The following is a 15,417-nucleotide window of genomic DNA, read 5'->3' on the forward strand; positions in this document are numbered from 1 at the left end:
AAAGTAAACGCTGTGTTTATGCGGGCCAATTCCCCTATTGGCGTACTCCCCTTGACGATACTCGGCAAAAGCCGAACCCTTGGCTGATCTATTGAGGGCTGGAGCCGTGTTTATGAGCCTGTTCAGAGAGGTCGGCATGCACGCAGGCCTGGGCCGCACCGTCGCACACCTGGGCACCGAGCACTTCTGGAAGCAGTTGGTGCTGTTGCTGCACCAATGCCTGCCGTTCGATAACGCCCTGGCGATTTTTTACCCCCTCGATGGCCCGCCCGTGGCCCTGGAAGAATACGACGCCCAGCCCAGCAGTAAACCGGCCTCGATGCTGGTGTACCTCAATGGCCTGTACCTGATCGACCCGTTTTACCAGGCTTACCGCGAAGGTTATGCCAGCGGCGTGTATCGCCTGGAGGAAGTGGCACCGGACCATTTTCGCCAGAGTGAATACTTCCTCAACTACTTCCACGACAACGTGTTGGAAGACGAGGTGCAATTCATTCTGCAGTTACCCGGTACAGGCACGCTGTCTTTGTCGCTGGGCATGCAGCGACGCTTCAACTTTGAAGAGACCGGGTTGATGACCACACTGGCGGCCTGGGTGCTGCCGTTGATGCAGCAGCACTGGCAGCAAAGCACCCAGCGTGCGCCGGCGATGGACACGCAGATTCGCGATGCGCTGAGCCATTTTGGCAGCGGTGTACTGTCGGAGCGCGAGCTGGAAGTGGCGCGCCTGGTGCTGCGTGGGTTCTCATCCAAGGCCATGGCCGAGCGTTTGAAAATCTCGCCGGACACGGTCAAGGTGCATCGGCGGCACCTGTACGCAAAGCTGGATATTTCGTCGCAGCCGGAGCTGTTTTCGTTGTTTATCCAGTCGTTGGGGCATGATCTGGAAAACCCCTGAAAACCGGCATTGCACAGTCAAAATGTGGGAGCGGGCTTGCCCGCGATAGCGGTGTGTCAGTCACCCACTAGCCGACGGACAGGTCGCAATCGCAGGCAAGCCAGCTCCCACAGGGGCTCGGTGTAACCCCTAGCGTCCGGTACGAATGGTGTTCCACACCCGCGTGCGAATCCGGTCGATGTTCAGCGGCATTGCTTCCAGGGCAAACAACTTGCCCATCATTTCCGGGCTTGGGTACACCTTGGTGTCGGCCTTGATTGCAGGGTCTACCAGGCTGTCAGCCGCCGCGTTGCCGTTGGCGTAGTGCACGTAGTTGGTGATGCTGGCCATCACCTCCGGGCGCAGCAGGTAGTTCATGAACGCGTAACCGGCTTTTTCATCCGGGGCGTCGGCGGGCATGGCGACCATATCGAACCAGATCGCGGCGCCTTCCTTGGGAATGTTGTAGCCGATATTCACACCGCTCCTGGCTTCCTTGGCGCGGCTTTCGGCCTGCAGGATGTCGCCGGAGAAGCCGACAGCCACGCAGATGTCGCCATTGGCCAGGTCGGCGGTGTACTTCGAGGAATGGAAGTAGGCCACATACGGACGCACTTTCATCAACAGGCCTTCAGCCTTTTTGTAGTCCTCGGCCTTCTTGCTGTGGGGCGGCAGGCCCAGGTAATTAAGCGCCGCCGGCAGCAGTTCCGGGCCGTTGTCGAGAATCGCCACGCCACATTTTTGCAGCTTGGCCATGTTCTCGGGTTTGAAGATCAAGTCCCAGGAATCCACCGGCGCGTTGTCGCCGAGCACCGCCTTGACCTTGTCGATGTTGTAGCCGATGCCGGTGCTGCCCCACAGGTACGGGAAACCATGCTCGTTGCCCGGGTCGTTGTTTTGCAGAGCCTTGAGCAGCACCGGGTTGAGGTTTTTCCAGTTGGGCAGCTGGCTCTTGTCGAGTTTTTTAAGGGCGCCGCCCTGGATCTGCCGAGCCATGAAGTGGTTGGACGGAAACACCACGTCATAGCCGGATTTGCCGGTCATCAACTTGCCGTCGAGGGTTTCGTTGCTGTCGTATACGTCGTAGGTAAAACCGATGCCGGTTTCTTTCTGGAAGTTCTTGGTGGTGTCCGGCGCGATGTAGTCCGACCAGTTGTAGATCTTCACCGTCTCGGCGGCCTGGCTGATAGTGGCCACCAACATCAAGGGCAACAGGGCAATGGCTTTCATGGTTCGATTTCCTGGCGGTTTTAGGGCTGTTTTTATGGCAGGCGATCAAGGATCAAAGCGTTACAGAATCAACACGTAGGTCTTGCGCACGGTCTCGTGGATGTCCCAGATACCGGTGCTGTTGGCCGGCAACATCAGTGCATCGCCGGCGTGTAGGTGAACGACTTCACCGTTGTCGGGGGTGAAGGTGCAGCGGCCCTGGATAAAGTGGCAAAACTCCTGGGATTTGATCTGCCGACGCCAGCGGCCTGGGGTGCATTCCCAAATGCCGGTTTCGACGCCATCGTTGCGCTCAACGCTTAAGGTCGAGGCTACGGCGATCGGCTCGCCCAAGGGCACGGCCACCGGTGACGAGTCCGGCAGGTGGGCGTTCAGCGTGTCTTTGAAGTGAGTGATGCTCATGGGTTTTCCCGTGTGAGTGAAACGGCCTAATGCATGAAACCTTCCATGAACCCGGCCACGCCGGTCGCCAATTTGCGCCGCCACGGCGCGCTGTTGGGGTTGGCGAGCACCTGGTCTTCATGGACAAAACTGCGAATGATCGCGTTGTAACCCAGCCAGCGGCAGGGTTCGGGCTCCCAGGCCTTGAGCGCGTCCAGGCCACGCTCGCGGATCACCCAGGGCTGGATGGTCAGCGGCGTATCGAGGCCGAGAATCATGTCGGCCAGGGTGCGGCCTCCGAGGTTGGTGGCACCTACGCCCTCCCCGCCATAACCACCGGACAGCGCGATGCCGGTGGTGTGATCGCAGAGCATGTGCGGCCGGAAGTTGCGCGACATGCCGAGGTTGCCGCCCCAGGAGTGGGTAATCCTGACGTGTTTAAGCTGTGGGAAGAGTTCGCTGAACAGGTAGCGGCGCAGCTCCACTTCGCTGGTGGTCAGGTCGAAGTTGTGGCGCAGCTTGCCGGCAAACTGATAGCCGCCACGGGCGCCGAATATCAGGCGGTCATCCGCCGAACGCTGGCCGTAGGTGACCTGGCGGCTGCTTTCGCCAAAAGCCTGGCCTCGGCTCAAGCCAATTTCATCCCAGGTGCTGGCCGGCAACGGCTCAGTGGCGACAATCAGGCTTTGCACCGGTAACTGATAGCGCCCCAGCGGCGGCAACGTGGTGGCGTAGCCCTCAACCGCCGGCACTACCCACGCGGCGCGCACGCTGGCATTGGCCGTGCGCACGCTGCCTGACTGCCAATGGGTGACCGGGCTGTTCTCATAGATCGTCACGCCCATGCTCTCCACCACCCGCGCCAGGCCGCGTACCAGTTTGGCGGGGTTGATGGTTGCGACATGGGGCGCATAGATACCGCCATACGGCTTGGCGATGCGGATTTGCTCGGCCAGCTGTTGCGGGCTCAGCCAGCGGTAGTCCGCTTCGGTGAGGCCCTGGGCGTGGAGCGTGTCCAGGTAACGGCGCAGGCTGCCTTCCTGCTCCGGGTAACGCGCCGCGCAGTACAGCACGCCGCCTTTGCGGTAGTCGCAGTCGATGCCTTCACGGGACAGCACCCGGGCGACCTCGTCGGGGATGCCATGCAACAGGTCAAACGAGGCGCGCCGTTGTTGCGCTGACAGGCCGGCCAGCAGGCGGTCTTCGCCCAACAGGTTGCCCATCAGCCAGCCGCCATTGCGGCCAGACGCACCGAAGCCTGCTGTCTGCGCTTCGATAATCGCAATCTTCAGCTCCGGGGCCTGGTGCTTGAGGTAGTAGGCGGTCCACAACCCGGTGTAGCCGGCGCCGATAATCGCCACATTGACGTCCAGGTCGTGCGCAAGGGACGGCCGCGCCACCAGCGGGTCGTCCAACTGGTCCATCCATAAACTGATGTTGCGCCATGCCGGCATGCCAAGCTCCCCAACCTCATTTCGATAGGCTGGATCCTAGAGCGCGGCGTTATGGGCTGTCTTGCGCGCGTGCACGCAGAGAAATTTGTTTGACGTAGGCCTTGGGCGATTGCCCGGTGTGCTGGCGGAACGCGCTGTAGAACGCCGACAGCGAATTAAAACCGGCGGCAAAGGCCAGGTCATCGACCTTTATCGGCGGCACAGCCTTGTCCAGCGCAGCCAGCAGGTGTTGGAGCCGGGCCTGGTTGACGTAACGGTAGAAGCTCTGCCCCAGCACCTGGTTAAGCAGGTAGGAAATCTGGTTGCGGCTGTAGCCACACTCATTGGCCACACGTTGCAGGTCCAGCTCCGGGTCGAGATAGGGTTGCTTGAGTTCGAAGTACTGCTGCAGATCTTTGGCCATATGCCCCAATTGTTGGGGCGACAGGCCCAGGCGGCTGACTGTCGGGCGCAGGGTTTGGGTCGGCTGCTCATGCACCAGGGAGGCGTACTCGTTGACGCGCCAGATCAACCCATCGCGCACGGTAATCGCCTCACTGGTGCGAAATGACACCAGGCCCTGGCCGCCGCGCAGCGTAATGCGGTACTGGATAAACGCGGTATCGCCGTCGGCGCGAATACGGTCGATGTGCTCAATCGCCTCGTCGGCGCCACGCGGCATGCTGGCTTGCAGGTACTCGCGCAACTCGGCCTGACCCACCACGCGGTTTTGGAAAAAGTCGTGGTACTGAATGTCGGGGTGGTAGTAGGACATCACGCCATCCAGGTCGCGATGGCGCCAGCACAGGTGATGGCGCAACACCAGATCGCCGGTGGCTTGGGTTTGTTCGTACTCTTCACTCAAGACGGGCTGCATGGAAGGCTCTGCGGCGGGAATGCCTGGGAGATTGCCGAATTTGCCGGCGGCATTCAATGGTCAATTGGAACTTCTGACTAATGGCCTTTTGCCTGGTTTTGAGTAAGAAATGATCCACGTCATATGATCGCTAAAGAACTGCCGAACGGCCCCTAAAAAGTCACCGCGCGCTTGCGAACGAATGCTATTTTGAAGGTCTTGATGCCACGACCAGTGAAGGTCATGGCCCCCTGCCGCGAGCTAAAGGAAGCGCTCAATGAACAAGGTGGGCAACATGAACAAAGTGACATTTCCCAACGCCTGCCAGCTGATGCGCTGGCATTTTCATCCGATGGGCTTCGAGGGGAGTATGGACGCCCCCGGCAGTATGGTTGCGCGCCTGTTCGACAGGGCCAGTGGCGAGACGTTGATCGCGATTGCCGGCATTCCTTGCGCCACGGTGATGAATGCGGCCGATGTGGAGCGCATCATCGAAGCGGTGGAGGATGAGCTGGAGTGTTTTGTGCCGCCGCTATCGTTGCGGGCGTGAACCCTATTTAACAGGTAAATCTTAACCAATGTGGGAGCGGGCTTGCCCGCGATTGCGGAGTGTCAGTTTGCAAAGTTGCCAACTGATCTACTGCTATCGCGGGCAAGCCCGCCCACACATTGGGTACTGTGTTTAGCTGCTAGCTGCGTTGGTCATCAAAAAACGCCTTTCGCCCATCGACCCGCTCCGAAGCCCTTGGCACGTTCACGCCCTGGCCTTCCGGCTTCTCCACATACCAGTAGCAATGGCTCACCGCCCGGGTAATCCCGACATAGGCCAGGCGCAGCACTTCGTCTTTCTGCGCGCTGTCGTAGGGCTCGCTGTCGCCGTCCTTGCCCAGGCCCGCCATGCGGTAAACCTGGTTTTTGTAAGGCGAGCTGGTGACGTGCTGGCAATCCCCGAGCAGGAATACCGCGTCTGCTTGCAGGCCCTTGGCACTGTGATAAGTCAGCTGTTTGAGTCGGCGATCCTGTGGCTGCAAGCTAGAATCCACATTAACTACAGATTGAATATGCTCCTGTATCAATAACTTATCGCTACTTTTTCGATAAAGCATTAGCACTGTATTACCGCGTTGATAGTGCTCCAGCAACTGCCGCCCCAGTGCGGCGTCGTCCCGTTCCAGCACCACGACGGGCACCAAAGCCTTGGGCTCGCCACTGGCCTTGGCCTTCTTGCCGGGGATCGCCGGGGCTGCGCGCACCACATGTTCGGCGGCGTCGATGATGTGCTGGTGGCTGCGGTAGTTCTCGCTGAGCATCACGCGGGTGGTGCTGGGTGACGGGAATTCCTGGTTGAACGCCATGAAGTACTTGGGTGAACTGCCGCGCCAGCCGTAGATCGACTGCCAGTCATCACCCACGCACAGCAACGACGAGCGTTGCGCCCCGCGCCCTACGTGCATCGCCGGGCCACGGCTGCGAATCTCGCGCAGGCTGGCGCGGATCCACGAGACGATCTGCGGCGATACGTCCTGGAACTCGTCGATCATCAGGTGCGACATCGGCCGTAGCAGTGAATCGCTGAGCAGCTTGAGGTTCTCCGGGGTGTTCTCACCGAACAGCGAAAACATGCGGTTATAGGTCATGATCGGCGGCGATTGATCGAGCAAATGATCTTCCAGCGCCTTCCAGAAAATGCTCAAGGCTTCAAAGTAGCCCCGGTCCGGGTCGTCCTTGGCGAAGCTCATTTGGCCCACAGCCGTTGGCACATCCAACCCGAGATTCTCGATAAACCCGGCCGCCATCACGAAACTGTCCAACAGCGGCGCCGAGGCCAGCTCGCCCTTGACCTTGTAATCAAATCCAGGCCCGGCGCTGGCATCGCCCGCCAGGCTGCTTAAAAGGCGCTTTGATGATTCGTAGTTATCGATCCATATCAATGGCTTGCGACAGAAAGCTTGAAACAAGGTGCGCTTTACCGCCCACTCAGCGCGCACTGAAAGCTTTGAATTTGGCCGGCTGATCTGAGCGTTTTCCCGCGGATCAAAACCCAGTACTACCCAGGCATCCAGTTCCGGGATGTAGCCGTGGCAGTGGAATAGCGCACCATTGATTTCGAAAGTCTGGCGACTGGGCTCTATGCCTTTGATCGGCCAGGCGCCGGCGCGAAACCACAGGTCCTCGATCACGTCACAAAGTTCTTCATCGCGCTTGGCTGCCAACTCGGTGACGGCGATGCGTTTCTGCACGTCGGGGTGGTCGCGCTCCAGTTCCTTGAGTTGCAGGCCATGACGGGCCAGTGGTGCGATCAGCTCGCGAAAGCGCGCATGGCGGCCATGCAGCCGGTGATAACAAGTGTTCATCTGTTGGCGCTGGGCGTCGCTGATACGCAGGTCGAAGGGGTTGCTGTCGGCATCGTCGAAACCGCTGCTGAGGTTTTCAAACGCTTGCAGCCGCTCGAAGCCCGGCAGGCTGCGCACCATCGGCAGAATGCGCGAATGAAAGGTACGCACCACGGCCTGGGCTTCTTTGAAACCAAGGGGCTGGCCCCACAGGCCGAGAATTTCCATGAGCTTATTGATGAAGTCTTTGCGCGATTCGCGGGTGAAGGTCACCACGGTCATCGAACTCAGCTCAAAGCCCAGATAGTGGTTAAGCAAGAGGATGCGCAGCACCAGCGAGGTGGACTTACCCGCCCCGGCACCGGCAATCACTGAGGTCGAGGGGGTGTCACTGAAGATCATCTTCCATTGCGCGGCACTGGGCTGGGCGTGGGCCGGTAGCAGACGTGCTACGTCAGCCTTCATGCGCTTCTTCACGTCGGCCGTGAGTGGCAAGCGCCAATCGTCGAACAAGCTGTCATCCACCCCCGGTGCGCGGTGCTCGTCGGGGCGAAAGTCGCGGATCAGCAACACCTGCCGACCTTCCTCGAGGCCGTCGGCCTTGCCTTCGCGATAGCCATATTCCACGCCGGCTTCGTGCCCGCTGCGAAAGCCGTCCGCCTGGCCGTGCAGCCAGGAAAACCGATGCTGGGCACGCAAACGCGTCAGGCCATGGCCAAACAAACGGGCGGCGAGCCGTTTCAGCAGGGGCATTTCTGCCAGGGGACGCAGTTCGGGGGGCAGATCGGGGGTTTGTTGCGGCACGCGGACTCCAGCGATGAGGTTGGTTCTGGCGAAGGTGCCATGGTCGCCGGAATCGGCGCGCAGTTCCAGCCAATTGCTTTGTTGTCATGCAGTTAGGCGATGAAGTAAAAGTCAAAACGCCAGCAATCAATCGAATAAACAGATTGGAATCCGGCATTTTTTACGCTTTTTATCGATCATGTACTGCTGGATGATAGCCACCATCCACAGGAGACCCATCATGCTTGAACTTCGACCTTTCACTACCCTGGGCGGCGCCCATCATGGCTGGCTCGACGCCCATCATCACTTTTCCTTCGCCGAGTACCACGACCCCAAGCGCATGCACTGGGGCAACCTGCGGGTGTGGAACGACGACATCATTGCGCCCGGCACGGGCTTCCCGCAGCACCCGCATCGCGACATGGAAATCATCACCTATGTGCGTGAAGGTGCCATCAGCCATGCCGACAACCTTGGCAATAAAGGCCGCACCGAAGCGGGCGACGTACAGGTCATGAGTGCCGGCACCGGGATTGCCCACAGCGAATACAACCTGGAAGCCATGCCCGCCAAGATTTTCCAGATCTGGATCATCCCGAATGAAGCCGGGCTGCCGCCATCATGGGGTGCCAAGCCGTTTCCCAAGGGCAATCGCGAGGGTTTTGTGACCCTGGCCAGCGGCAAGGCCGGTGACACTGAAAGCTTGCGCATTCGGGCGGACGCACGCCTGGTAGCGGCTAACCTGAAAGCTGGGGAAAGCGCCGAATATCGGCTGGACAGCGGGCGTCGGGCGTATCTGGTGCCGGCGACGGGGGTGATTGAAGTCAATGGCCTGCGTGCGCAAGCGCGAGATGGGGTGGCGGTTGAAGATGAGCAGGTGTTGCGGGTAACCGCGGTTGAAGACAGTGAAATCGTCCTGGTAGACCTGGCCTGACCTACAGACTGAACCCAATCAACTGTGGGAGCTGGCTTGCCTGCGATGCGCACAACTCGGTACATCAGGTACACAGAGTTGATGCAGTCGCAGGCAAGCCAGCTCCCACATTGCGTCAGTTAGAACTGATGGCGCCGTCTACCAGCACCTGCGCCTCTTCCACCAACTGCTTGAGGTGGTCTTCACCCACAAAGCTTTCAGCGTAGATCTTGTAGATGTCCTCGGTGCCCGATGGCCGTGCGGCGAACCAGCCGTTTTTGGTCATCACTTTCAAGCCGCCGATTGCCTGGTTATTACCCGGCGCGTGGCTGAGGATCTGCTCGATGCTCTCCCCGGCCAGTTGCGTGGAGGTGACCTGCGCAGGCGACAGCTTGCCCAGCAACGCTTTCTGCGCCGGGGTCGCCTTGGCGTCGACACGAATCGCGAACGGCTCGCCCAGCGCGTCAGTCAGGCCACGGTAGATCTGGCTGGGGTCCTGGCCTTTGCGCGAGGTCATTTCGGCGGCCAGCAAGGCCGGGATCAGGCCATCTTTATCGGTGCTCCACACCGTGCCGTCCTTGCGCAGGAACGACGCGCCGGCGCTTTCTTCGCCGCCAAAGCCCAGTGAGCCTTCGAACAGGCCATCGGCAAACCACTTGAAGCCCACTGGCACCTCAAACAGGCGACGGCCGATACGCGCTGCAACACGATCAATCAAGCCACTGCTGACCACGGTCTTGCCCACCGCAGCATCGGCGCGCCACTGCGCACGGTTCTGGAACAGGTAATCAATCGACACGGCGAGGTAGTTGTTCGGTGCCAGCAGGCCACCCGATGGCGTAACGATGCCGTGGCGGTCGTGGTCCGGGTCACAGGCGAAGGCGACGTCGAAACGGTCCTTGAGGCCGATCAAGCCTTGCATCGCATAGCTGGAGGACGGGTCCATGCGGATCTGGCCGTCCCAGTCGACGCTCATGAAGCGGAAAGTCGAGTCGACCTCGGTGTTCACCACGTCCAGGTTCAAACGGTAGTGCTCGGCAATCGCCGACCAGTAGCGCACCCCTGCTCCGCCCAACGGATCCACGCCCAGGCGCAGGTCGGCGCTGCGGATGGCGTCCATATCGATCACATTGACCAGGTCGTCCACATAGCTGTTGAGGTAGTCATGGCGATGGGTGGTGTCGGCCTTGAGTGCCTGGGCGTGGGTAATGCGTTTAACCCCGGCCAGTTTGTTGGCCAGCAGTTCATTGGCCTTGGCTTCGATCCACTTGGTAACGTGGGTATCGGCCGGGCCGCCATTGGGCGGGTTGTACTTGTAACCGCCACTTTGTGGCGGGTTGTGCGACGGCGTAATCACGATGCCGTCTGCCAGGCCGCTGGTACGGCCACGGTTGTAGCAAATGATGGCGTGGGAGATGGCCGGGGTCGGCGTGTATTCATCACCTTCAGCCAGCATCACGTGCACGCCGTTGGCGGCCAGCACTTCCAGGGCACTCGCGCCCGCTGGAGTCGACAGTGCGTGGGTGTCCAGGCCGACGAACAAGGGACCATTGATGCCCTGGGCTTCACGGTACAGGCAAATAGCCTGGCTGATAGCAAGTACGTGCCATTCGTTGAAACTCAGCTCGAACGAGCTGCCACGGTGCCCGGAAGTACCAAAGGCCACGCGCTGGGTGGAGATCGCTGCATCAGGCTGGCCGGTGTAATAGGCCGTGACCAGTCGCGGGATATCCACCAGCAACTGAGCTGGCGCCGGCTTGCCCGCAAAAGGACTGATTGTCATGCATAAACCTCGAGAAAGAAGGATTCGGAAAAAATGACAGTTTACTGAGAGTTGGACTACTGCGCGACGGTATTGATCCTACAAGACACAGAGAAATTTCATGCATCTAGCTGATCTGTGCATCACGCAACGCCTCGCCCACCAAGGCCAGGGCAATGTCCAGGTTGGGCTGCCCATGGAAGGTGCTGCTCAACCGCAGATGCTGGTGATGCAGGCCGCACAGGCTGAACAACTCACCGGGCGCCACGACTACCTGACGGGCCAGCAAGGCGTGGAAAGCCTTGCGCATGTCCACCGCCCGGGAGGCGCCCAACCAAAAGGTGGCCCCGCCCGCCGGCATTCGGTAAGTCACTTGATCACCCAGGTGCCGACCCACAAGTTCGCCCATTTCGCGCGCCTGCTCACGCAGCAGAAGGCGTAAGTGGTGCAAGTGCTGGTCGATCTTGCCGCTGTGGTACAGGCGCGCAATCGCGCGCTGGCGAATTGAGGATAGCCGGAACGAGCGCAGCAAGAACTGGCGCTGCAACTCACCGCTTAAGTGCCGCGACAATGCGTAGCCAAACGGCGCCTCTGGCCCGAGTATTTTCTCGAAAGAGGCAAACACCACCAACCGCTCAGGGTTGACCAGATCGCGCAGGGCAACCGGTGCCGGCTTGAATCCCAGTTCGCCGCAGGTATCGTTTTCCAATAGCCAGCAATCGTACCGATCGAGCAGTTGCGCCACCTCGAGGCGGTCTTGGGGCTGCAAGGCAAAGGCTGACGGCAAGCTGATCGACGATGACAGCACGACCAATTGCACTGATTCTTGACGCAGCATCCCTTCAAGCAATGCCAGCTCCAGGTGGCCATCCTCGCCCCAGGGCAGTTCAAGGACACGTACCCCGGCATCCTGCAGCAGCCGCAGGATCGACCACTCGCAGGGTGACTCGACCACCACCGAGGCACCGCGCAAGCCCAATACCTCGATAAGGATGTCGAGCACACCGCGCAAGTCCGCGCCGATGTACACGTCATCAGCATGCCAGCAACGGGTGGGTGATGAGGTGTAGCGAGCCGCCAGTGCGGCTCTTAGTTCCCACACCCCGCAGGGCTGTGACCAAGGCTGCAGATGCCCAGGATACTGGCGCACCAACTCGCGCTCCAGGCGCAGCAAGGTGCCGTCCAATGATGCCAGCAAGGCCGGTTCATCGCCGCTGAGCACTGTCATGCCCGGGCGCCGGGACGCCACATAGAGACGCTCGAGCAGATCCCCGCTGGGACACGCCACGGGTCCACCGGCGAGCGGCCAGGCGTAGTACCCCGACTTGGCCACCGAATACACCCTGCCCTCCTTTTCCAGCAACGAATACGCATATTGAATGGTGGAGATCGACACGTTGAGTCGCTGGGATAACTGGCGCAATGACGGCAGCTTTACGCGCGTATCCGTGCTCACCTCGTTAATCAGGCTGATCATGTAGCGGTAGACCGCCTGATAAGCAAAGTCAGCCTGCCGTGCGCCCCGCAGCGTCATCGCCCAGACAGCTGAAAGGCCATGCCATCACGGGCTTGAGACCTTTGCACAGGCGCGCTGCGGGCACCGCCGAGGGCCAGGTTCATCGGCCGCTTGCGGTACAGATGCTGGAGCAAAGGCAACGGCAACCCACTGGCATCGGCGACCCATTGCTGCAGCATCTCGGCTGCCGGTTTACCCTGCAAAACCTTGTGCAGCTCGGGCAACGCCACCAGCATGCCAGGGTGGCACTGACGCAAATAGCCTTCCAGCCGTTCGCCATGATGAATGAAAGGCGAAAACAGCAGGCAGACCAACTGGTTCTCGTCCAGACCGAAAAATTGTTGGGCAAGGTTGCTCGACAACGCACGCTCCCCGCGATTGGCGACCTGGTTCACCAGCTCTTCGGGCACCTGCCGACGCCGCAGGTAATTGCGCGCCTGCCCGAGGAACTCCTCCACGCCCTCCTCGTAATGCAACTCGCGCAGGCATTCGGCCTGCAGGCCGCGCAGGTGCGCCATCAACGGTGGGTTGGCAAAGCTTGGGTGGCTAAAGTGAAAGCCCAACGGATCTGGCGTGTAAGCCATGAAGTCGATGAGCAACGGCGCAGTCGCGCGGTCGATGCCTTCGAGCAAGTCGGCAATGCCGATATAGGCCAGGTGGCGATACCCGCCTGGGCTGACGTCAGCTTTGGGCACATAGTGCTCGCCGTACAGGTCACGGTAGAAGTCGCCGCTCCACTCATCCATGCGCGTGAACAACCCGCCAAGCGACGTCGGTATCCCCTTGGCGGCCTTGACGCTTTTGGCCTGGGCGGCTTTTTTCAGCCACGCCAGCAGTTGGCTCTGTTTGCGCGCGGAATCGCCGCTGACCAGCGCGTGCACGCCACCGTTCCAGGCGGTGACACGCTGATAAAAGTCCCCCAGTGCCAGGTAGGCATCGTTACACAGCGTGGCGCGAACATCGCCGGAGGTCAGGTGCCCCACCATCAACATGTTGCGCTGGTGAGCTTCACAGCCACGGCTGGAGGCCGGACGCTGATGGTTGAAGGGCAACACCTGTTCGTTTTCGACCATCAACAACTCGACCCGCTCGTCATCATGGAAAAACAGCCGGCTATAACCGCGATGAATCGCGTCGAGGGTTTCTTGCGTCATACCCGCGTGGCGTAACGTTGCCACCCGTAACTGGAAGGTCCTGGGCGCACGTGCGGCAATACTCAACTGTGCGGCACGCAGTAGCGCCAAGGTGTAGCTGCTGACTTCGCCACCGCCATGGGCCACCAGCACTTTGTAATCGCCTACTTGTTCCATGCCGCCGGCGGCCACGACAATACGCTGAATCAACAATTGCAGTGCGGTGCGCTCCGCGCGTGTGAAATACCCAACCAAGCGTTGTTGAACTTGCTGGTAAACATAATTCATGGCCTGCTCGTGAATAGCGCTCATAGTTCTACTACCTGAGTTGAAATATCAGTTCAAAACAACTACCGAGCGTAGTTGTCCGATCTATTGCATGTGTAAGAACGTTGCCTGCGGCGCAGTGTGTGCGACAGATAAACACTAGCACCCGGTAACAAATCGATAAGGACCGCGCACGGGCTCCTTGCACGACAGCGCAGGAGTCGAATGGCCGTACCACAAGCATCCCAGCGATTTGCGGCAGCGCTCCTAGGAATATTCAGACAAGCTCCTACAGCTCTTTAACCTCGAATTTAAAGATCCATCTGACAAATAAAACTTGTCAATTTTCAATCTCCGGTCATGCATCGATCGGAACCAGTCCTTGGCGTGCCGATCACCTCGCGTCCTGATAGCAATGGCGTAACGCGTAGTTGCAGGAAGTACCTGCTGACGAATCAGACAATCATTCATTACTCAGTCCTTGAGTTGAAAGTGAAGTACCAATTATCAGGGCTGAAATAATGATTAACAGATACAGAAGCTGGCCGAAAACCAGTTCAGATAGTTGCCGGGCCAAATACGCAGGGCGCAGACACAACAACGCCGCGCTGAATTTCAGGGCGGCGGCGGGAAAAAGGGCATCGTTTGCGGGACCGGACGGCCGTTGCGCGTTTCAGACAACGCGCGGATTCAACCCTTTCAAATGGCGCATTTGCCCCATGCGCCGAGGGTTTGTAAAACTCATTTACGAATCTTCCTACACCTCAAACAGCCTCAACCTGCAACGCAACGCGCTCGCGGCACGGGCATTCGTCCATGTAACGGTGTGCTTCTACAAACTGGTTGAACGCAAACACGGTGGTTTTCAGCGGCACCAGCACGCGATCGGCCGTCAGTTGGTTGATGTCACGCAAGGCGCGTTGCAAGGCAACGTGGTCCTGAATGATGCCCAACTCCGGCTTACCGGTGAAGTTACCGATACAGTGCACAAAGAACTGGATGTTCTTCTGGAACGCTGCACAGGCCGGGAATGGCGTCTGATTGCCGCCTTGCAAACCGTAGAGCACCAGGCTGCCACGGGGCGCCAGCACATCACCGAGCAATGACATCTGCGGGCCGCCCAAGCCATCGAACACCACATCCACGCCGCGGTTATCGGTGAACTTGTTGATTTGCATCAGCAGGTCCTGCTCTTCGGTGACAATGACCTTCTCGGCCCCCAGCGACAGCAGGTATTCACGCTCGGCGCTGTCCTTGGTGGCGGCGATCACGCGCACGCCCAGCGCCTTGCCCAGTTGTACGAACGAAGGGCCGGCACAGTGGCTGGCGTCAGTCACCAGGGCAAATTGGCCGGGTTTGACCCGCGCCAGGTCCATATAGGCAAAGTAGGCGATCAACAGCGGCGTGTAATGCACGCTGGCTTCAATCGGGCTCAGCACATCCGGATAACGGGTCAGCGCCGAGCGCGGCAATACGATTTGCTCGCCATATACCGGGTAATCATTGGGGCTTTCGGCCGGAAAACTGGCCACCTTATCGCCTACCGCCAAGTCATCCACGCCCTCACCGAGGGCCACCACCACACCGGCCATCTCATGGCCAAGGCCGGACGGCAAGCGTGCATGGGAGGACGCCAGGTTCTGGCGCCACAGAATGTCATACCAGCTGATGCCAATCGCTTCGACACGCACCTGCACTTCGCCCGGTGCGGGCTGCGCGGCTGCATGCTCTTCGCATTTGAGCACCTCGGCCGGACCAAACTTGTGAAAACGGATCGTGCGGGACATCGCAAACCTCGTCAAAGTAACCTCTAATGCCATGAACTCTATCTGGGCTTTCCAGGTAAGGCCACCGGTCGCCATTAATAGTCGACATGTCTGTCATTGATTCCGCAACTGAGGCATTTGCCTCAAGTATCGTAGGAAAACTC

12 protein-coding genes are annotated in these 15,417 nt (G+C 59.6%); 3 read left to right on the plus strand and 9 right to left on the minus strand.

All coding sequences use genetic code 11. The annotated features are described in order from the left end of the window. Positions 1-112: 112 nt before the first annotated feature. Positions 113-898: a helix-turn-helix transcriptional regulator gene (locus tag GIW28_RS06815; protein ID WP_099549791.1), complete on the plus strand. Its 786-nt coding sequence runs from the start codon at positions 113-115 to the stop codon at positions 896-898. A 129-nt stretch (positions 899-1,027) separates the two neighbouring features. Here the strand turns inward: GIW28_RS06815 and GIW28_RS06820 are convergent, their stop codons facing one another. The 4 genes from GIW28_RS06820 to GIW28_RS06835 are packed head-to-tail and all read right to left on the minus strand — an operon-like array spanning position 1,028 to position 4,798. Then, a complete protein-coding gene (locus GIW28_RS06820) occupies positions 1,028-2,107 on the minus strand; it encodes a polyamine ABC transporter substrate-binding protein (RefSeq protein ID WP_236459005.1) in 1,080 nt (359 codons plus the stop codon). 60 nt (positions 2,108-2,167) lie between these two features. Beyond that, positions 2,168-2,509 carry a cupin domain-containing protein gene (locus GIW28_RS06825; RefSeq protein WP_099549793.1) on the minus strand — a complete coding sequence of 114 codons (342 nt, stop codon included), beginning with the start codon at positions 2,507-2,509 and terminating at the stop codon, positions 2,168-2,170. A 26-nt stretch (positions 2,510-2,535) separates the two neighbouring features. Beyond that, complete coding sequence (locus tag GIW28_RS06830; protein WP_236447103.1) at positions 2,536-3,942, minus strand: NAD(P)/FAD-dependent oxidoreductase; 1,407 nt, start codon at positions 3,940-3,942, stop codon at positions 2,536-2,538. A gap of 49 nt (positions 3,943-3,991) precedes the next feature. Then, positions 3,992-4,798 (minus strand): helix-turn-helix transcriptional regulator, encoded by an 807-nt coding sequence (locus GIW28_RS06835; protein WP_017135582.1) that lies wholly within the window; start codon positions 4,796-4,798, stop codon positions 3,992-3,994. A gap of 256 nt (positions 4,799-5,054) precedes the next feature. Between GIW28_RS06835 and GIW28_RS06840 the strand changes: the two genes are divergently transcribed. After that, positions 5,055-5,327 (plus strand): DUF1652 domain-containing protein, encoded by a 273-nt coding sequence (locus GIW28_RS06840; protein WP_026013572.1) that lies wholly within the window; start codon positions 5,055-5,057, stop codon positions 5,325-5,327. 139 nt (positions 5,328-5,466) lie between these two features. Here the strand turns inward: GIW28_RS06840 and GIW28_RS06845 are convergent, their stop codons facing one another. Continuing rightward, positions 5,467-7,914: a UvrD-helicase domain-containing protein gene (locus GIW28_RS06845; protein ID WP_236459006.1), complete on the minus strand. Its 2,448-nt coding sequence runs from the start codon at positions 7,912-7,914 to the stop codon at positions 5,467-5,469. Between the two features lie 220 nt (positions 7,915-8,134). Here GIW28_RS06845 and GIW28_RS06850 point away from each other — a divergent pair, with 220 nt between their 5' ends. Then, complete coding sequence (locus GIW28_RS06850) at positions 8,135-8,830, plus strand: pirin family protein (protein WP_169985964.1); 696 nt, start codon at positions 8,135-8,137, stop codon at positions 8,828-8,830. A gap of 115 nt (positions 8,831-8,945) precedes the next feature. On the opposite strand, the gene pgm is transcribed toward GIW28_RS06850, so the two are convergent. From pgm to GIW28_RS06870, 4 genes are all read right to left on the minus strand, one after another. Next, the gene (gene pgm, locus GIW28_RS06855) at positions 8,946-10,592 is read right to left on the minus strand and encodes a phosphoglucomutase (alpha-D-glucose-1,6-bisphosphate-dependent) (protein WP_236447105.1); all 1,647 of its coding nucleotides are present in this window, start codon (positions 10,590-10,592) and stop codon (positions 8,946-8,948) included. A gap of 106 nt (positions 10,593-10,698) precedes the next feature. After that, complete coding sequence (locus GIW28_RS06860) at positions 10,699-12,105, minus strand: aminotransferase-like domain-containing protein (RefSeq protein ID WP_186616923.1); 1,407 nt, start codon at positions 12,103-12,105, stop codon at positions 10,699-10,701. Further along, complete coding sequence (locus GIW28_RS06865; RefSeq protein WP_236447106.1) at positions 12,102-13,532, minus strand: hypothetical protein; 1,431 nt, start codon at positions 13,530-13,532, stop codon at positions 12,102-12,104. Before GIW28_RS06865 ends, GIW28_RS06860 begins: the two co-directional genes overlap by 4 nt. A 719-nt stretch (positions 13,533-14,251) precedes the next feature. Beyond that, positions 14,252-15,274: a zinc-dependent alcohol dehydrogenase family protein gene (locus tag GIW28_RS06870; RefSeq protein ID WP_017135574.1), complete on the minus strand. Its 1,023-nt coding sequence runs from the start codon at positions 15,272-15,274 to the stop codon at positions 14,252-14,254. Between the last annotated feature and the right edge of the window lie 143 nt (positions 15,275-15,417).

The sequence above is a fragment of the Pseudomonas sp. PA-5-4B genome, assembly GCF_021606215.1.
Classification (GTDB): Bacteria; Pseudomonadota; Gammaproteobacteria; order Pseudomonadales; family Pseudomonadaceae; genus Aquipseudomonas; species Aquipseudomonas edaphica.